This is a genomic window from Streptomyces fragilis (assembly GCF_003112515.1).
In the GTDB taxonomy this organism is placed as follows: domain Bacteria; phylum Actinomycetota; class Actinomycetes; order Streptomycetales; family Streptomycetaceae; genus Streptomyces; species Streptomyces fragilis.
On the sequence record NZ_BEVZ01000003.1, the window covers coordinates 153,272 to 170,233 of the forward strand.

At 69.9% G+C, this 16,962-nt stretch carries 16 protein-coding genes; 11 read left to right on the forward strand and 5 right to left on the reverse strand.

Features of this window, described 5'->3' with window-relative positions:
- Nucleotides 1-106 precede the first annotated feature (106 nt).
- The 3 genes from Sfr03f_RS11295 (at nt 107) to Sfr03f_RS11305 (ending at nt 3,323) form a co-directional block, all read left to right on the forward strand.
- Nucleotides 107-1,162 carry an endonuclease/exonuclease/phosphatase family protein gene (locus Sfr03f_RS11295; protein ID WP_108953712.1) on the forward strand — a complete coding sequence of 352 codons (1,056 nt, stop codon included), beginning with the start codon at nt 107-109 and terminating at the stop codon, nt 1,160-1,162.
- 187 nt (nt 1,163-1,349) lie between these two features.
- Nucleotides 1,350-2,573 carry an MFS transporter gene (locus tag Sfr03f_RS11300; protein ID WP_108953713.1) on the forward strand — a complete coding sequence of 408 codons (1,224 nt, stop codon included), beginning with the start codon at nt 1,350-1,352 and terminating at the stop codon, nt 2,571-2,573.
- 300 nt (nt 2,574-2,873) lie between these two features.
- Nucleotides 2,874-3,323 (forward strand): RrF2 family transcriptional regulator, encoded by a 450-nt coding sequence (locus Sfr03f_RS11305; RefSeq protein WP_108953714.1) that lies wholly within the window; start codon nt 2,874-2,876, stop codon nt 3,321-3,323.
- A 101-nt stretch (nt 3,324-3,424) separates the two neighbouring features.
- On the opposite strand, the gene Sfr03f_RS11310 is transcribed toward Sfr03f_RS11305, so the two are convergent.
- A complete protein-coding gene (locus tag Sfr03f_RS11310) occupies nt 3,425-4,609 on the reverse strand; it encodes a globin domain-containing protein (protein ID WP_108953715.1) in 1,185 nt (394 codons plus the stop codon).
- Between the two features lie 326 nt (nt 4,610-4,935).
- Here Sfr03f_RS11310 and glnA2 point away from each other — a divergent pair, with 326 nt between their 5' ends.
- The 3 genes from glnA2 to Sfr03f_RS11325 all read left to right on the forward strand — a co-directional run bounded on the left by glnA2 (nt 4,936) and on the right by Sfr03f_RS11325 (nt 9,500).
- Entirely contained in the window at nt 4,936-6,297 is a 1,362-nt protein-coding gene (glnA2, locus tag Sfr03f_RS11315; RefSeq protein ID WP_108954063.1) for a gamma-glutamylpolyamine synthetase GlnA2, read from the forward strand.
- A 546-nt stretch (nt 6,298-6,843) separates the two neighbouring features.
- On the forward strand, nt 6,844-8,592 hold the full coding sequence (locus tag Sfr03f_RS11320; RefSeq protein ID WP_159105620.1) for an AIPR family protein: 1,749 nt from the start codon (nt 6,844-6,846) through the stop codon (nt 8,590-8,592).
- Between the two features lie 506 nt (nt 8,593-9,098).
- Nucleotides 9,099-9,500: a hypothetical protein gene (locus tag Sfr03f_RS11325; protein WP_108953717.1), complete on the forward strand. Its 402-nt coding sequence runs from the start codon at nt 9,099-9,101 to the stop codon at nt 9,498-9,500.
- A gap of 353 nt (nt 9,501-9,853) precedes the next feature.
- Here Sfr03f_RS11325 and Sfr03f_RS11330 read toward each other — a convergent pair whose 3' ends face one another.
- Nucleotides 9,854-10,153, reverse strand: coding sequence for a hypothetical protein (locus Sfr03f_RS11330; RefSeq protein ID WP_159105621.1), 300 nt, complete (start codon nt 10,151-10,153; stop codon nt 9,854-9,856).
- A gap of 188 nt (nt 10,154-10,341) precedes the next feature.
- On the opposite strand from Sfr03f_RS11330, the gene Sfr03f_RS11335 reads away from it, so the two are divergent.
- A complete protein-coding gene (locus Sfr03f_RS11335; RefSeq protein ID WP_108953719.1) occupies nt 10,342-10,560 on the forward strand; it encodes a winged helix-turn-helix domain-containing protein in 219 nt (72 codons plus the stop codon).
- A gap of 125 nt (nt 10,561-10,685) precedes the next feature.
- On the opposite strand, the gene Sfr03f_RS11340 is transcribed toward Sfr03f_RS11335, so the two are convergent.
- Nucleotides 10,686-11,138, reverse strand: a complete 453-nt coding sequence (locus Sfr03f_RS11340) for a hypothetical protein (RefSeq protein ID WP_245967522.1) — start codon at nt 11,136-11,138, stop codon at nt 10,686-10,688.
- A gap of 99 nt (nt 11,139-11,237) precedes the next feature.
- Between Sfr03f_RS11340 and Sfr03f_RS11345 the strand changes: the two genes are divergently transcribed.
- The 3 genes from Sfr03f_RS11345 to Sfr03f_RS11355 all read left to right on the forward strand — a co-directional run bounded on the left by Sfr03f_RS11345 (nt 11,238) and on the right by Sfr03f_RS11355 (nt 12,861).
- Entirely contained in the window at nt 11,238-11,609 is a 372-nt protein-coding gene (locus tag Sfr03f_RS11345; protein WP_108953720.1) for a MerR family transcriptional regulator, read from the forward strand.
- Between the two features lie 58 nt (nt 11,610-11,667).
- Complete coding sequence (locus tag Sfr03f_RS11350; RefSeq protein ID WP_108953721.1) at nt 11,668-12,123, forward strand: VOC family protein; 456 nt, start codon at nt 11,668-11,670, stop codon at nt 12,121-12,123.
- A 99-nt stretch (nt 12,124-12,222) separates the two neighbouring features.
- Nucleotides 12,223-12,861, forward strand: a complete 639-nt coding sequence (locus tag Sfr03f_RS11355; RefSeq protein ID WP_159105622.1) for a DUF6368 family protein — start codon at nt 12,223-12,225, stop codon at nt 12,859-12,861.
- A 78-nt stretch (nt 12,862-12,939) separates the two neighbouring features.
- On the opposite strand, the gene Sfr03f_RS11360 is transcribed toward Sfr03f_RS11355, so the two are convergent.
- Nucleotides 12,940-14,085 carry a Fic family protein gene (locus Sfr03f_RS11360; RefSeq protein WP_108953723.1) on the reverse strand — a complete coding sequence of 382 codons (1,146 nt, stop codon included), beginning with the start codon at nt 14,083-14,085 and terminating at the stop codon, nt 12,940-12,942.
- A gap of 134 nt (nt 14,086-14,219) precedes the next feature.
- The gene (locus Sfr03f_RS11370) at nt 14,220-15,179 is read right to left on the reverse strand and encodes a LysR family transcriptional regulator (protein WP_108953724.1); all 960 of its coding nucleotides are present in this window, start codon (nt 15,177-15,179) and stop codon (nt 14,220-14,222) included.
- A gap of 135 nt (nt 15,180-15,314) precedes the next feature.
- Here Sfr03f_RS11370 and mdlC point away from each other — a divergent pair, with 135 nt between their 5' ends.
- Entirely contained in the window at nt 15,315-16,907 is a 1,593-nt protein-coding gene (gene mdlC / locus Sfr03f_RS11375; RefSeq protein ID WP_218028149.1) for a benzoylformate decarboxylase, read from the forward strand.
- Nucleotides 16,908-16,962: the final 55 nt, after the last annotated feature.

Sequence of the window (16,962 nt, forward strand, 5' to 3'; positions counted from 1 at the left end):
GGACGGAAACCGGACATGGCCTAGGGTCGTAGACACGCGTACGACGCGTACAGCGTGTAGGACCCACTGGTACGGACGGTGTGCACGGCAGGTGGTGAGGCGGCGGATGACGCAGCAGGCGGTGGCGACGGAGACGGACGGCACGGACCGGGATCCCCGGCGCCCGGGCCGGCTGCGGCGCCTGGCCCACCGCTGGGTGTGCCGCTTCGTCGGGGACGGGCTGGCCGGGCCCGGCATCTGGCGGCGCGGCCTGGTCCTCGCGGCCTGCGCCCTGGTGCTCGCCGCCGCGATGCGGCTGCACGCCCACGTGCCCAACGCGGTCGGCAACCTCGGCAGTCTCGCCGAGACCTTCCTGCCGTGGTTCGGGCTGCTCGTCCCGGTGATCCTGCTGGCGGCGCTGGTGCGCCGCTCGGCCACCGCGGTGATCGTCGGACTGCTGCCCGCGTTCGTGTGGGCCGGGCAGTTCGGCGGGCTGCTGTCGGACAAGACCGACCCGACGGCCGACGGCGACCTCACCGTCGTCACCCACAACGTCAACGCGCAGAACGTCGACCCGGCAGGCACCGCCCGCAAGGTCGCGGCCCTCGGGGCGGACGTGGTGGCCCTGGAGGAGCTGACCGAATCGGCGGCCCCGGTCTACGAGAGGACCCTGGCCTCCACCTACCGTTACCACTCGGTGCAGGGCACCGTCGGGCTGTGGAGCAAGTACCCGCTGCGCGAGGTCGAGCCGGTGGACATCGAGCTGGGCTGGACCCGGGCCATGCGCGCCACCGTCGAGGCGCCGTTCGGCGACGTGAAGGCCTACGTCGCCCACCTGCCCTCGGTGCGGGTCCGGCTGGACGCCGGCTTCACCGCCCGCGAGCGCGACCGCAGCGCCGACGCGCTCGGCGAGGCCGTGGCCAAGGAGCGGCTGGACAGGGTCGTGCTGCTCGGGGACCTCAACGGCACCATGAACGACCGGGCGCTGCGGGCGGTCACCTCGCAGATGCGCTCCACCCAGGGGGCGGCGGGCAGCGGCTTCGGCTTCAGCTGGCCGGCGTCGTTCCCGATGGCCCGGATCGACCAGATCATGGTGCGCGGCGTCGAGCCGGTGAGTTCGTGGACGCTCCCGGAGACCGGCAGCGACCACCTCCCGGTCGCGGCCCGCGTGTCCGTACGCTGACCTACGGGACTGCGACACCTACGACATCGACGACACCCGACACCGGTCGTTCATCGTTTCGCCGGGAACGGGAGCCCGCGACCTCTGAAATACTGGTGTCCCGGGCTTTGTTTCAGAGTGGAACATACTCGCCGCAGAACCCGTCACCACAGGCCGTGACCACCCCTTGCTGAAAGGCCCACGCCCCATGCCACTGGCCCTGCTCGCCCTCGCCGTGGGCGCCTTCGGGATCGGCACCACCGAGTTCGTGATGATGGGCCTGCTGCCCCAGGTCGCCGCCGACCTCGGGGTCTCGATCCCCTCCGCCGGACACCTGATATCCGCCTACGCCCTGGGCGTGGTCGTCGGCGCGCCCCTGCTCGCCGCCGTGACCGCCCGCATGGAACGCCGCCGGGTCCTGCTCTGGCTGATGGGCCTGTTCATCCTCGGCAACGGCCTCTCCGCGCTCGCCCCCGACCACACCTGGCTGCTCGGCGCGCGCTTCCTCAGCGGCCTCCCGCACGGCGCGTTCTTCGGCGTCGGTTCGGTCGTCGCCACCACCCTCGTCGCCCCCGAGAAGCGGGCCCGGTCGGTGGCCACCATGCTCACCGGCCTCACCGTCGCCAACATCGTCGGCGTCCCGGTCGGCACCCTGCTCGGCCAGCAGCTCGGCTGGCGGGCCACCTTCGGCGCGGTCTGCCTGATCGGCGCCGCCGCCGTCGCCGCCCTGTTCTTCCTCGTGCCGCAGGAGAAGCGCGCCGAGAACGCCGCCCCGCCGGTGGGCCTGCGCGGCGAACTGGCCGCACTGCGGTCCGTCTCCGTCTGGCTGGTCCTCGGCACCACCATCGTGGGCAGCGGGGCGCTCTTCTCCGCCTTCAGTTACATCACGCCGATGCTCACCGACGCCGCCGGCTACGCCGAGGCCTCCGTGACGTTGGTGCTGTCGCTGTTCGGCGTGGGCGCCACCATCGGCAACCTGCTCGGCGGCCGCCTGGCCGACCGCTCGCCCAGCGGCACGGTCTTCGCCGGCCTCGGCGCCGTCACCGTCACCCTGCTGTTCTTCCCGCTGCTGATGGACACCAGGGCGGGCGGCGCCGTCGCGGTGCTGCTCCTCGGCGTCACCGCCTTCACCCTGGGCGCGCCGCTCCAGCTGATGGTGATGACCCGCGCCGCCAGTGCCCCCTCGCTGGCCTCCTCCGCCAACCAGGCCGCCTTCAACCTGGCCAACGCCGGCGGCGCCTGGATCGGCGGCCTCGCCCTCAGCGCCGGTCTCGGCGTGACCTCGCCCGCCCCGGTGGGCTCGGTGCTGGCCGTCCTCGGCATCGGCGTCGCGGCGCTGTCGCTGCTCGCCGACCGCCGCGAGCGCCGCACCGGCCGGGTGGTCGCCACCCACCTCCCGGCCCCGGAGAGCACCCCCGCCCGGGCGGAGTGAGGGAACGGGGGCCGCGGGAACGGGGCCCCGGCGCGGGGGCATCGGCCGGGGGACCGGGCGCCCCGTCGTGCGGCCGGTGGCCGGGGACTGGTGGTGCGGACGGCTCCGCCCGGGGCACCGGGCCCGGTGGTGCGGGGGCGGGCGGCGTGGCCCGGGGCGGCCGCGACGCCGTGCGGGAGGTGTCGCCAGAGGGCCGGGCCCCTGGCTTGCGGGAGGTGTCGCCCGAGGGCCGGCCCCTGGCGTGCGGGAGGTGCCGCCCGAGCGGGACGAACGATCCGACCAGCGGGTTACCTTTGGCGTATGCGTCTTCTCCGATCCACCGACCTCGCGCTGCGCGTCCTGATGCGCCTGGCCACGGTCGCGGAGGACGCCAACCCGACGACACGTGAGGTCGCCGAGGCCATCGCCGTTCCGTACACCCACACCACCAAGGTCGTCGCGGAACTCCAGCGCAGGGGCCTGGTCGACGCCCGGCGCGGGCGGGGCGGCGGCCTCTCCCTCACCGAGGCGGGCCGCACCGCGTCCGTCGGCGCGGTGGTGCGCGCCTTCGAGGGCGACGGCGAGGTCGTCGACTGCGAGGGCGGCGACACGCCCTGCCCCGTCCTCCCCGCCTGCCGCCTCCGCGGCGCCCTCCGCCAGGCCCAGGAGGCGTTCTTCGCCTCCCTGGACCCCCTGACCGTCTCCGACATGGTCACCACCCCGGCCGGCCCCCTGCTGCTGACCCTGGCCCCGCCGCCGGCCCGGACGTGACACGACGCGGGAGGGCCCCCGCTCCGACCGGAGCAGGGGCCCTCCCTCGTCATGTCCGTCGCACGTCACGTCAGGTCACGTCACGCCGGTGTCGTCGTCCGTCAGTCCTGGCCGAGCCACAGGTCGGGCCCGAACACCTCGTAGTGGACGGCCGAGGCCGGCAGGCCCTTGGCGAGCAGCTGCGCCCGCACCGCCCGCATGAACGGCAGCGGCCCGCACAGGTACGCGTGCGTCCCCGGGGCCACCGTCACCTCGCCGAGGTCCACCAGCCCGCTGTGCGCGCCCTCCGGCGCGTCCGCCTCGTACCACAGGTGCAGCGACGCGTCGGCGAGCTCCGCCACCGCGGCCTCCTGGCCGGCCCGCAGCGCGTGCGTCGCGGGGGAGCGGTCGGCGTGCACGACGGTCACCGCGCCCTTGTGCCCGGACTCCGCCAGGTACCCCAGCATCGCCGCGACCGGCGTGACGCCGATGCCCGCCGAGGCCAGCAGCAGCGGCGCGTCCGCGTCCTCGATCACCAGGTCGCCGAAGGGCGCCGAGACCCGCAGCACGTCACCGGCGCGCACGTGGGCGTGCAGGTGGTTGGAGACCTCGCCCTCCGGCGCGCTCCCGTCCTCCGCCACCCGCTTGACGGTGATCTGCCGCACCCCGGCCCCCGGTGCCGAGGACAGGCTGTACTGACGGATCTGGTGCGCCCCGTCCGCCAATTCCACCTGCACGGACACGTACTGGCCGGCCTTGAAGGCGGGCGCCGGGCGCTCGTCGGCCGGACGGATCCGGAAGGTGGCGACGTCCGCCGTCTCCTCGATCCGCTCCACGACCTCCCACTCACGCCACTCGTGCGCGCCCTGCTCCTCGTAGAGCCGCTTCTCGATCGCGATCAGGGCGTTGGCCATGAGCCAGTAGACCTCGTCCCAGGCCGCCGCGACCTCGGGCGTGACGGCCTCGCCGAGCACCTCCACGATCGCCGCGAACAGGTGCTCGTGCACGATGTCGTACTGGTCGGGCTGGACGCCCAGCGAGGCGTGCTTGTGGGCTATCCGGGCGAGCATCGCGTCCGGCCGCTCGTCGGGGCGGTCCACCAGGTAGGTGGCGAACGCCGCGATGGACCCCGCCAGCGCCTGCTGCTGGCTCTTCGCCGCCTGGTTGCCGCGGTTGAAGAGGTCGCGCAGCAGCACCGGGTGGGCCGTGAACAGCCCGTCGTAGAACCGCGTGGTGATCTCGTTGATGGCCGCACCGACGGCGGGAAGGGTGGCCCGCACGGTGGCGGCGGACTGCTCGGACAGCATGGAAGCCTCCTGGACGCCTTGATCTGGCACGCGAGACGTTAGTGAAACTTGCATCTGAGATGCAAATTAACGGTGGATGTGTGTGAGCGATCTGTAATGTGCCCTGCACACGGGCCCGCGGCCACCACCGACCAGCCCTTCATCGGACCCCGCACCGCCCTTCCGGAGGGCCCGGAGATCGGGTATGGCGGGCCCCGGGGCAAGATGTCAGGCTGGTGCCGGACACGCGGCGCCCGCCCGCACGCGGTCCGCCCGCAACGCAGGCGAAACCCACGTGTGGTGGTATGGGCCAGGCGGGCCGGATCAAGAAGATGGGGAAGCTCACAATGGACAAGCAGCAGGAGTTCGTGCTCCGCACGCTCGAGGAGCGCGACATCCGCTTCGTACGCCTGTGGTTCACGGACGTGCTGGGCTTCCTCAAGTCCGTCGCCGTGGCCCCGGCCGAGCTGGAGCAGGCCTTCGACGAGGGCATCGGCTTCGACGGCTCCGCCATCGAGGGCTTCGCCCGGGTCTACGAGTCCGACATGATCGCCAAGCCGGACCCGTCGACCTTCCAGGTGATCCCCTGGCGCGCCGAGGCCCCCGGCACCGCCCGCATGTTCTGCGACATCCTCATGCCGGACGGCTCCCCGTCCTTCGCCGACCCGCGCTACGTGCTCAAGCGCGCCCTCGCCAAGGCGTCCGACCAGGGGTTCACCTTCTACACCCACCCCGAGATCGAGTTCTTCCTGCTGAAGAACAAGCCCACCGACGGCACCCCGCCCACCCCCGCCGACTACTCCGGCTACTTCGACCACACCCCGCAGAACGTGGGCATGGACTTCCGCCGCCAGGCGATCACCATGCTGGAGTCGATGGGCATCTCCGTCGAGTTCTCCCACCACGAGGGCGGCCCCGGCCAGCAGGAGATCGACCTCCGCTACGCCGACGCGCTCTCCACCGCCGACAACATCATGACGTTCCGCCTCGTCATGAAGCAGGTCGCTCTGGAACAGGGCCTGCAGGCCACCTTCATGCCCAAGCCGTTCTCGGAGTTCCCCGGCTCCGGCATGCACACCCACCTCTCCCTCTTCGAGGGCGACCGCAACGCCTTCTACGAGTCCGGCGCCGAGTACCAGCTCTCCAAGGTCGGCCGCTCCTTCATCGCCGGCCTGCTGCGCCACGCGGCCGAGATCTCCGCGGTCACCAACCAGTGGGTCAACTCCTACAAGCGCATCTGGGGCGGCTCCGAGCGCACCGCCGGCGCGGGCGGCGAGGCCCCTTCCTACATCTGCTGGGGGCACAACAACCGCTCCGCGCTGGTCCGCGTCCCCATGTACAAGCCCGGCAAGACCGGCTCCGCCCGCGTCGAGGTCCGCTCCATCGACTCCGGCGCCAACCCGTACCTCACCTACGCCGTCCTCCTCGCCGCCGGCCTGCGCGGCATCGAGCAGGGCTACGAGCTCCCCCCGGGCGCCGAGGACGACGTCTGGGCCCTCTCCGACGCCGAACGCCGCGCCCTCGGCATCGAGCCCCTCCCGCAGAACCTCGGCGAGGCCCTCACCCTCATGGAGCGCAGCGACCTCGTCGCCGAGACGCTCGGCGAGCACGTCTTCGACTTCTTCCTCCGCAACAAGCGGCAGGAGTGGATCGAGTACCGGTCCGAGGTGACCGCGTTCGAGCTGCGGAAGCATCTGCCGGTGCTGTAGGGGCAGGTCAGGCCCGGTTTTCGGGACACAGGGCTGGGGGCCGGTGATCAAGTGATCACCGGCCCCCAGCCCTGTGCGAAGCCGCTTTCAGCGGCCCTGGGCCGTCTCTGGGCCGTGAGAATGTGCGGCGGAGCCCGCGGCTGGCCCGTCGTGGGTCGTCCCCTAGAGGGCGTCCACGGCCCGCCGCTCACAGCAGCGCGGCGCGCGCGGCCCGCTACCCGGGCCGACGCCCCGCTCCGGCCCGGCGGCCGAGCACACGCCTCTGGCTCTGGGGGGCTGAGGTAAAACCCGCTGTGGCTGGGGCGTCGGCTCCACGGCTTTAGCCACCTCCCCGGTCCGGGTTCCGCGCCGAGCAAGAACCAGGGGGCCACTTGCGCTCATAACGGGCAGGTCCAAAGCCCGCCCGAGTTGCCAACCAGCGTAGGGTCCCCTGCTCATGTTCGGTCCCAAACCAGGCAAGCCACCGGCCAAACCCGTCCACCGACCTGGTTCCCATCTCCAACGAGCCGAAATCCGGTACATTGGTCCACCCTGAAGGAGGCAATGATGGCCGACGCTTTGGAAGCTGCACTCGCTCAGCGAGACGACCTCAACCAGTACGGTTCGGCGAAAAGAATGCTGTTCGCGCTGCAACTGTCTCTCGACCTGGAGGACATCCATAGCATCGCCGCCACAGCGCTCACCGACGGACCTGACGATAAATCATGCGACTTGGTCTACATTGACCGCGACTCCCACTCAATGATCCTTGCGCAAGGTTACGAGGCGGGGAATGTCAACCAGGCGCAGGCTCCCCTCACCAAGGCCACGTCACTGCATCAGGCCGTGAACTGGCTCTTCGGATCACATGCCGAGAGCGACGTGCCCCAAAGGCTGCGGAGCGCTTGGAGAGAGCTGAACGAGGCGCTGACGGATGGCGTGATCGAGAATATCGAAATCTGGTTCGTTCACAACCTTCCAGAGAACCATCAAATCGCTGATGAATTGCGAGCTGTAGCGAACGCCGCTTACCGAATTATTGCCGCACGCTATAGCGTTGAGGACGTATCTGTCACCGGGACAGAAGTCGGGCGTGAAACCCTCTCCGACCGATACGAGGGGTCGAGGACTCCAATTCTCGTCGGCGATGAATTCACAATCCCCGTTAGCGGCGCTTTCACGGAAAGCGGAGAAAACTGGTCGGCACTGTGTGCCAGCATCCCCGCCACATGGCTGCGCGACCAATTTTCCGTGCACAAGGAGCGTCTTTTCTCAGCGAATATCCGCGGTTATCTCGGCAGTACTCGCTCGCAGAGCAATATCAACAACGGGATCCAGGCAACGGCTCGCGACCAGCCTGGGCGATTCTGGGCCTACAACAATGGCATCACGGCCCTCGTTCATTCGTTCGAGAGCCCCGCAGGTGATGCCGTAAAGATCACGGGAATCGCAATCGTTAATGGTGCACAGACCACCGGCGCCATTGGTTCAACGGAAAGCGAACGGATGGGGGATGTCAGGCTTCTTGCCCGCTTCATCAAGTGTGACGATGCGGCCACCGTCCAGGACATCATTCGCTACAACAATCGACAAAATCCCACTCAAGCATCGGATTTCCGAAGTAACGACCGAGTGCAGTCTCGCTTGGTGAAGGATTTCGCGAGTCTTGGCGTAGTGGGGTACAACGGTGGACGCCGGGGCGGAGCGGAGGACGTAATTCGGCGGCCCGGAGAGAATCAGCTCGCAGCGAGTGTGGCGGCACAGGCCCTAGCGGCCTTCCATGGACGCCCAGACGTGTCCTACCACGAGAAGGGGCAAATCTGGGAACAGGATGACATTTACAGTTCGGTTTTCCCTGAACGAGTTAGTGCACGCCACATTCTTTTCGTGTATAGCCTTCTCCGTGCATTGGAGCAGAACAAGACATCCCTCAATTCCAAATCTAGCGGCCCGCAAACGCAGCGAGATCGTGATTTGGCGAAGTGGTTCGGGATGCGCGGCTCCACGTTCCTCGCAGTAGCTGCAATCGGTGCGTCAATTGAGAGCGTGCTTGACGTGCCAGTATCTGATCGATACAATCTGGAATTCAAGAAAAAACTGACGATCCCCAAAGCGATTGAGGCATGGCGGCCAGTAATTACGTCCCTCCTGTCGTTGGCGCCTGACCAGCTTTCCGCTCCTTTGCTCAGCGCGGGCGGGCTGCGAAATCGCACCGCGGTGGACGCCGCGATTGGTACGTACAGAGCCGTAGTCTCCGCTACGAGTCAGGTGAACAAGCCGATCTACGCAGAGTTCGCTGAGATGGTGAAATCGTGACGTAGTAAGCGATATACGCCGCGGCCGAACCTGCATCCAAGGCTGACATCGACGAGGACGCACAGCAGCATCCGCGAGCGACTCAGCGCGGCCGCCGGACGTCCCGGCGTGGGTTAGCACAGCGCCACTGATTGAACTCCTAATGCGGTGTTCCGATGTTTCCCCTGCCGCGCTCAGCACCTTGGGGTTCCGCCTCAACCGCCGCCTTCTCTTTGAGGGGAGGGCCGCGTGCTCGCGGTGTTGTGGCGGTGGGTCGCGGGTGGGGCCCCTGGCCGACCGGTCGCCCTGACGACGTACTTGGAACCTCCGAGGGGCGCCAAGGCCAAGCGCAAGCGTCGCGAGGTGAGCCTTGGTGTCCCTGGAGAACCCGGGTGCGGCGGAGCTGCCCGACCGACGAGGGACCCCCGCTTGGCTGAAGAAAGCCTGCGGCTCCGGCGACCTGGGGTGGCGGTTATGTGCCACAGCAACCCAGTTGATTGTCGGAGCCGACCCATACGGTTCCGCCCATGGCAGTCAGACCTTCGCAAAGTTGGCGTGACGGAGTGGCCGAGGAGATTCGGGAGCTGGAGGCTGGCACCCTGGACCCAGAATGCGCCTGCATGACGGTGCTGTTCCCGGAGCCGCTGACAGAGGCGACGGAAGGCGTCCTGGCGGAGTTCGAGGCGGCCTTGGCCGTGATTGAGCAACCGACTGACGCCCAGGTCTTCGCATCCGTCGAGAGGGTCGTGCTCGCACTGAATGCGGTCAACGAACGCTTCGGCGGCGCGGCGTACGAGACCGATGAGCGGGAGGAGCTCTGCGACTACATCGATGAGACGCTCTCAGAGCACGGCATCGATGTGCCGGCTCTGACTGCCCGGCACGGGATGGGACGCTACGAGGTCACCAGCCGGTGGCGAGACTGGTGACCGGGCCAGGTTCGCAGGCATCCCGCAATCGCCTTCTGGGCCGTCTCTGGGCCATGCGGGGTCGGTGAGGGACGACAGGCGTTGACCGGCGGCGACGGCTGCGTTGCAGGTCAGATGAATGATGGTCGCTGTCGCCACAGGTCGCGAAGCCCATACGTCTGTTCCTCCGCAATAAGCGGCAGGAGTGGGTGAGATGACGTAGCTAGGCCAGGCGGAAGGGTGCAAGGAGTTGCTGGCCTGTGGAGAAAGGTCGGCGGGGTGCAACCAGCCTGATGGCGTGATTGCCTAACGGGCTCTGGGGCGACGGCCGGACGTGACCGCCGCCCTGTCGTTTGCCCACACCGCCGTTTCGGCTATTCCTCGTTGTCCTCGCGGAAGGTGCTCTGCAGGGCCAGGTCATGGAGGCGGTGGCCGCGCAGGTCGGCAACGTGAGCTGCGGACCGTACGGCATGCACCAGAGCTCGGACGGCGAGGGAGAGCTCCCCCGAGGTTGTTGCCGGGTCGCGGACCAGTTCCCGGGCTCGGATTGCGTCCTCACGGGCCACGGCCAGCAGCGTCTCTTCGTGGGCGTCGGCGAGTGCGTGCAGCCTCCCGTTCCCGTAGGGCGTGAACGCAGGCTTGCCGTCGTCCGTCTGCCACGGAAGCTCGCGCAACGGTTCAGGCTGACCGTTCAAGCGCTGGATACGCTGGTACACGTCATTCGCTCCTGCTCGGCGAGTGTCCATGCCCTCGGACGCTGCAACGTCGCGAGGGCACTTCAGGCGACTGAGGTACCACGGTATACCACGGTGCACCATGGGTGCCCGATGCGGCCAGTGGTGCACCGCGTCACTCTGGATGCATGGCTGAGTACGAGTGGCAGCGCGTCGCGAGGGAGATCGAGCAGGAGATCGCTTCCGGTCGCATCCCGCGCGGTGGCGCCCTGCCCGGCATCGTTCGGATGGCCGAGCAGTACGGCGTTGCCGACCGCACGGTGCGTCGCGCACTCCAGGATCTTCGGGACCGCGGCTTGATCGAGACCCTGCCGCGCAAAGGTTCTTTTGTCGTCGGCCAGCCGTAGCGGACGGGGCCGGCCTGCGCCCTTCCCGGCTGGCTCCGCAGCTTGCTCGACGCCTTAGGCCTGTGGCTGCCGCGAGGTGTAACACCCGCGTGCCCGTGCCCCCTCACGTTTCGGTGCGGGTGCTGTCACACCGCCTCTTGCTCCCTGGGTGCTCGGGTGCTTCGTGGCAGCAGCCAAGGTGCGAGCTGGACGATGCCGAACGCCGCCTCGGCGACAAGGAACAGCCACAGCCAGCGTGGGGCGCCGTGGGTCAGGGCGTACGCCTGCCAGGTGGTGAAGAGGGCGCGTGCGACGCCGTCGAAGAGGCCCAACAGCGGCGCCGGATTGATGATCCGGAGGAGGGCCCAGACGACCACGACCGAGCCCATCAGGTTGGCGAAAAGAACCTGGATCGGGTCCAGGGCGGGCAGCGTGCCCAGGCCGAGCGTGTTGCCGAGCTTCGCGAGCGCTGCGTGGATCAGGGTGTACGTCCACGGCGTGGCGAAGCCGGCGGTGACCACGAGGTCGTACCAGGCGCTCACGCGTACGGCGCACGGGTAGGCGGGGTGGGAAGGGGCGGCGGCGGAAGGACGCGTCACGGTGGGGCTCCTGCTGGTCTCCGGTCTCCTGCGTGGACGTCACGACGCTAGACAGTGGAGTACGGTCCAAGGTCAAGTCGACGAAGGCGGGGGAGAGTTGTGCGTATCGGGGAGTTGGCCGCGCGGTCGGGTCTGAGCAGGGACGCCATTCGCTTCTACGAAAAGGTCGGGCTCGTATCCGGGCAGCGCCTGGCCAACGGGTATCGGGACTTCCCGCCGGAGACGGTGCCCTGGCTGGAGTACGTGCGCACGGCGCAGACGCTCGGCTTCTCGCTGGCCGAGATCGCGCGGACCGGCGAGGAGTTGCGCGACGCCCCCGACACCGCGCAGGCGTTGTCCGCGCTGTTCGAAGCGAAGATCAAGGTCGTCGATGCGCGCATGACACAACTTGCGGACCTGCGGGCGGAGCTGCAGGCCCGCGTTGGGAGCGGATGTCCGCTGGGTGCGCGGACGCCGGCCCCGGCCGGCTGACGGTGGGGCGGGCTCCACCGGTCCGGTGCTTGTCCTACCCGCCTGCCACACTCCGGCCATGGAGACCACGCTGCAGCTGACGATCGACTGTGCCGATCCGCAGAGGATGGTGGCGTTCTGGAGCGAGGCCCTCGGCTACGTCCCCGAGCCCCCGCCGGGCGGACACTCCACCTGGCGTGAGTACTGGACGGACCTGGGTGTGCCCGAGGAGGAGCTGCCCGAGGGCGCCGGCGACTGCCCGGAGTCGATCGTCGATCCCGGGGGACGGGGGCCGCGGGTGTGGTTCCAGCAGGTGCCGGAACCGAAGGCCACCAAGAACCGCATCCACTTCGACCTGCGGGTCGGCGGCGGTCGCGACGTGCCACTGGAGGTCCGCAGGCGGCGGGTCGACGCCACGGTGGAGAGGCTGGTCGCGACCGGCGCCGCCGTCCTCCGGGTGTCGGACGAGCCGGACGCGGGGCAGTACGCGGTGCAGATGCGGGACCCGGAGGGCAACGAGTTCGACGTCTTCTAGCCCGCCGACCGTGTGTGATCACTGGCCCGGACCTGAGTACGTGGGGGAACGGGAACAATGCGGGAGCGGGTGTGGAGCCTGTCGAACTAGGCTCCCGGCATGTCTGGTCCGACCTTGGTCATCGAGCTGGCGGCACAACCTTCGCCGTCCGTACTGCGGGAGTTCCGCGCGTTGACGGTGAAACTCTCCTCCCGCTTCAACGAGCAGCGGCCCGGGTTCTACGACGTCAACGTGCCCGCGGAACGACTGGGCGTCGAGGGCAGGTGGGATCCCGACTGGCGGAAGCCGTTCCCGCTCCCTCTCCTCGGTGCCCCCTCCGTTTCCGAGGGCGAGGAGTTCACGGATCTGATGGGGGTCGACCCGCGGCGGCTGGAGGGACATCGACCGTTCCTGGTCTACCTGATGGGCCCCGGCGTTGGGGACGAGAGGCTTTTCGAGGACGAGCATGCGGACCAGCCGGACATCGAGGCGGTCCTCGGCTTCCGGCCGACCCACGCCGTCAACGTCAGCGCCTGCTGCAACTCGCGGATCGACCACGTGCTGACGGCCCTGCTGACCGCCGCGGTCATGGACGTGGTCGGCGGTGTGGTCAGTGCCGAACTCCTGGACGGGCAGGCGCCGGTCGTGTCCGGCCTGCCGGGAGTACTGGGAACCACGGACGACGACTGGGCCGTACTGGGGACGGCGGAGTTCCTGCGGGCCTGGGTCAGGCACCCGGCCTTCCGGCTGGTCAAGTAGCCGCCGAGCCTGGCGTCGCGTGGGGAACGACCTGCTCGGCCGGATCTCTCTTCACGGCCACCGGCGCAGCCCCGCCCGTCAGGCTTCGTAGGGGTTGCTGATCGAGTGGCGGCGCCGGGCGGCGTCGAGCACCTCCTCGGGGAAGCGCTCGCCGGCCACGTAGTGGCGCCCCTTGGTCTGGCCGACGGCGGCGAGGATGCCGGCCTTGACGAGCGCCTGCATGTCACGGGTGGCCTGCTGGGTGTTCAGCCCTTCGCTCTTCTCGTAGCGTGAACGGCGCACCCTGCCGGCCATGGCCACTTCATGGAGGGCGGCCACCTGTCGCTCGCTCACTCCCAGGCTGCCCGCCTGCTGGTCGAGCAGGAGCCACACGTCGGTCGAGCGCCGCACGCGGTGCCGCACCCGCTGTGCCTGCTCGTGGTACGCGCGCAGGTTGAAACTGATCCACGGCCCCGCGTCCCGCTCCGGTGAGTAGACGGGCCCGCCCACGTCTCGGAGCACCTTGTAGTAGTCCCACGTGTTCCCGGGGAGGCCGAGCCATTCCTCGATGGAGGAGAACTCGGGCGCCAGTACTCGCTGGCGGGCGATCACCAGGGTCTGCAGGCTGCGGGACATGCGGCCGTTGCCGTCGACCCACGGGTGGATCTTCACCAGGTTGAGGTGAGCCATCGCCGCCCGGACGAGGGGGTCGGCCCCCAGGTCTCCTTCGTTCAGCCAGTCGACCAGCTCTTCCATCAGCCGCGGCAGCGAGTCCTCGTGCGGACCCTCGTACTCGACGGCCAGCGGGTCACCTGCCGCGCTGATGTAGATGGGCTTGCGCCGCCACTGCCCGGCAGGCCTCTGGGGCGTGTGGCGGTGCCCCTGCAGCATCCAGTGCAGGGCGTTGAGCAGGCCCTTGCTGAAGGAGAAGTCCTCGACGTCGTACAAGGACTGGATGTAGGTCATCGTCTGCTGGTACGCGAGGGTCTCCGCCTTGTCGTCCTCGCTGGCGTCGATGCCCTCCCGCTCGCCGTCCATCAGGTCGGCGACGTCACGCACGTCGACCGTGAAGCCCTCGATGGTGTTGGACGCCGCGATGGCCGACGCGGTCAGGGCACGGCGCAGGTCTCGCGTCCACTTCGCGGGAGCCTGGCGCACGGCGTGGCGCAGTTCCTCCCGCATCGCGGCGACCTCGGCGAGGACACGCTCGTCGGCAGCGGTGAGGGTAGGCGTCCGGAACAGCATGAGGTAATGATACCCAGTACCTGTCATGGATGCTGGACAGGTGGGCGAGGGTGGGGTGGGCGCCCGCGCGTTGTCGCCGCAGCCGCAGCCGCAGCCGCAGCCGCAGCCGCAGCCCCAGCCCTCCCGACCCCGTCTCAGCCGGACGCCCCCGCCACCACCGACTGCCCCTCCAGCGGCGGGAGTTGGGAAGGGCTCATCTGTTCGCCGAGGACGGTGGTCATGAAGCGGATCAGCCACCGCTGCGCGGGGGTGCGGGAGGTGTCGTGGCGGGCGTAGAGGGCCACCTCGATGGGCTCCGCCGCGAAGGGGAGACGGACGAGGCGGATGTCGTGGGAGGCGGCGAAGACCTCGGCCACGTACTCGGGGACCACGGCGATCAGGTCGGTCTGCTCCAGCAGGTACGGGAGGATCGTGAAGCGGGTGACCTCCACGGCGACCCGGTCGAGGAGACCGTGCGCGGCCAGGAGTGAGCGGGGCACGGCGTGGCCGCTGGGGCCGAAGACGGTGGCGTGGTGCTCGGCCGCCAGCTGCTCCAGGGTGACCGCGTCGCCCGTCACCCGGGGGTGGGAGGAGGCGACCACGCCGACGTAGCGCTCGCGGAAGAGCGGCACGCGCACGGTGCGGTGGGAGGCCATGACGGGGGTGGCCACGAAGGCGTCCAACTCGCTGCGGGCCAGCTGGCGTTCGGCGTCCTCGACGTCCAGCGGCCGGACGGTGAAGGAGACGCCGGGGGCCGAGCGCCGGGCGGTGGCCACCAGGCGGGGCAGCAGGGTCGTCTCGCCCAGGTCGGACAGGGCGACGGTGAAGTTGGCCGACATCGTCGCCGGGTCGAACTCGTCGGCCTGCCGCGTCGCCTCGTCGATCTGGGACAGCGCCCGCTGCAGCGGCTCGTACAGGCGGCGCGCGCCCGCCGTGGGGGTCAGACCGCGCCCGCTGCGGCGGAACAGGTCGTCGTCGAAGTGCCGGCGCAGCTTGGCCAGGCTGTAGCTGACCGTCGGCTGCGTGACGTGCAGCGCGTCGGCGGTGGCCGTGACGCTGCCGGTCTCGTAGAGCAGGACGAACAGCCGGGCCAGATTGAGGTCGAAGTCCCGCATGCGGCCGGAGCCTACGCGTCCGCGACGGCTTCGCATAGAGGAGGTCTATATCGCGGGCCGGAAACATTTATTGGTCTCGGGTGAGAGCCGCTGCTTAGCGTGTCGGCCATCACACGAAAGGAACGTGAAACGTTCGTGGCCTCCGTACGTCATGTCTCGCACGAGTTCCTGGCCCGCCAGGGCCTGACCACCGTCTTCGGCAACCCCGGGTCCAACGAGCTGCCCTTCCTCGCCGGCCTCCCGGACGGCTTCCGCTACGTGCTCGGCCTGCACGAGGGCGCCGTGGTCGGCATGGCGGACGGGTACGCCCAGGCGACCGGCCGGCCGGTGCTGGTGAACCTGCACGCGGCGTCCGGCTCCGGCAACGCGATGGGCGCGCTCACCAACGCGGTGGCCTCGCGGACCCCGATCGTGATCGTGGCCGGACAGCAGGTGCGGCCCGCCGTGGGCCCCGAGGCGAACCTGGCCAACGTGGACGCGCCCTCGCTGATGAAGCCCCTGGTGGGCTGGGCCGCCGAGCCCGCCTGCGCGCAGGACGTGCCGCGCGCCCTCGCCCAGGCGGTCTTCGAGGCGGAGCTGCAGCGCAGGCCGACGTACCTCTCCGTGCCCTACGACGACTGGGCCGCCGACGCGGGGGAGAACGGCCTCGCCGTCCTCGACCGGTCCGTGCGGCGGGGCTCCGCGCCCGGTGCGGAGCTGGGCCGCGACCTGGTGGAGCGGGTCACCGCGGCCGAGCGTCCGGCGCTGGTGCTCGGCGGCGACATCGACACGGCGGGGCTCTTCGACGACGCCGTCCGGCTCGCGGAGCGGCTCGGGAGCCCGGTGTGGGCGGCCCCGTCGCAGTTCCGGCTGCCGTTCCCCAACCGGCACCCGCTCTTCCGCGGCGTGCTGCCCGCGGGCATCAAGCCGATCTCGGACGCCTTCGAGGGCCACGACCTGGTGCTGGTGCTCGGCGCGCCGGTCTTCCGGTACCACGAGTACCTGCCGGGCCGGTACCTGCCCGAGGGGTCCCGGCTGCTCCAGGTGACGGAGGACGCCTCGGCCGCCGCCCGCGCGCCGATGGGCGAGGCGGTGGTCGCCGATCCCGGCGCCGTGATCGGCCTGCTGCTGGAGGCTCTCGGTGAGGGCGTCCGGGGCGCCCCTGTGCCCGGCGAGGACTACCGCCCCGCGCCCGCCCCCGCCGCGGGCGAGGGAGGCCGGCTCCACCCGGAGGAGGTGTTCGCGGCGCTGCGCGACGAGCAGCCGCAGGACACCTCGTACGTGGTGGAGTCGACGTCGACCAGCGCGGCCTGGTGGCGGCAGATGGACCTGCGCCGCCCGGGCTCCTACTACTTCCCGGCAGCCGGCGGGCTCGGCTTCGGCCTGCCCGGCGCGGTGGGCGTCGCCCTCGCCCAGCCGGACAGGCCGGTGGTCGGGGTGATCGGCGACGGGTCCGCCAACTACGGCATCACCGCCCTGTGGACCGCCGCCCAGCTCCGCGTCCCACTGACCGTCGTGCTGCTGCGCAACGGCACGTACGGCGCGCTGCGCTGGTTCGGCGGCCTGCTCGGCGTGCCGGACGCGCCCGGGCTGGACATCCCGGGCCTGGACTTCACCCGCATCGCCGAGGGCTACGGGGTGCGGTCCCGGCACGTCACCGGCGTGGAGGAACTGCGCGCCGTCCTCGCGGAGCAGCCCGACGGCCCCCGGCTCGTCCAGGTCGACACGGCGCTCACCACACCCCACTGATCTCCCCCGCCCCCGCCCCCCACACCCGTCCCCCGTCATCCCTCTCACCTCTGGG

Coding starts and splice junctions, on each gene's coding strand:
- Sfr03f_RS11295 (WP_108953712.1), top strand. CDS start 107: ATGACGCAGCAGGCGGTGGCGACGGAGACGGACGGCACGGACCGGGAT.
- Sfr03f_RS11300 (WP_108953713.1), top strand. CDS start 1,350: ATGCCACTGGCCCTGCTCGCCCTCGCCGTGGGCGCCTTCGGGATCGGC.
- Sfr03f_RS11305 (WP_108953714.1), top strand. CDS start 2,874: ATGCGTCTTCTCCGATCCACCGACCTCGCGCTGCGCGTCCTGATGCGC.
- Sfr03f_RS11310 (WP_108953715.1), bottom strand. CDS start 4,609: ATGCTGTCCGAGCAGTCCGCCGCCACCGTGCGGGCCACCCTTCCCGCC.
- glnA2 (WP_108954063.1), top strand. CDS start 4,936: ATGGACAAGCAGCAGGAGTTCGTGCTCCGCACGCTCGAGGAGCGCGAC.
- Sfr03f_RS11320 (WP_159105620.1), top strand. CDS start 6,844: ATGGCCGACGCTTTGGAAGCTGCACTCGCTCAGCGAGACGACCTCAAC.
- Sfr03f_RS11325 (WP_108953717.1), top strand. CDS start 9,099: ATGGCAGTCAGACCTTCGCAAAGTTGGCGTGACGGAGTGGCCGAGGAG.
- Sfr03f_RS11335 (WP_108953719.1), top strand. CDS start 10,342: ATGGCTGAGTACGAGTGGCAGCGCGTCGCGAGGGAGATCGAGCAGGAG.
- Sfr03f_RS11350 (WP_108953721.1), top strand. CDS start 11,668: ATGGAGACCACGCTGCAGCTGACGATCGACTGTGCCGATCCGCAGAGG.
- Sfr03f_RS11355 (WP_159105622.1), top strand. CDS start 12,223: ATGTCTGGTCCGACCTTGGTCATCGAGCTGGCGGCACAACCTTCGCCG.
- Sfr03f_RS11360 (WP_108953723.1), bottom strand. CDS start 14,085: ATGCTGTTCCGGACGCCTACCCTCACCGCTGCCGACGAGCGTGTCCTC.
- Sfr03f_RS11370 (WP_108953724.1), bottom strand. CDS start 15,179: ATGCGGGACTTCGACCTCAATCTGGCCCGGCTGTTCGTCCTGCTCTAC.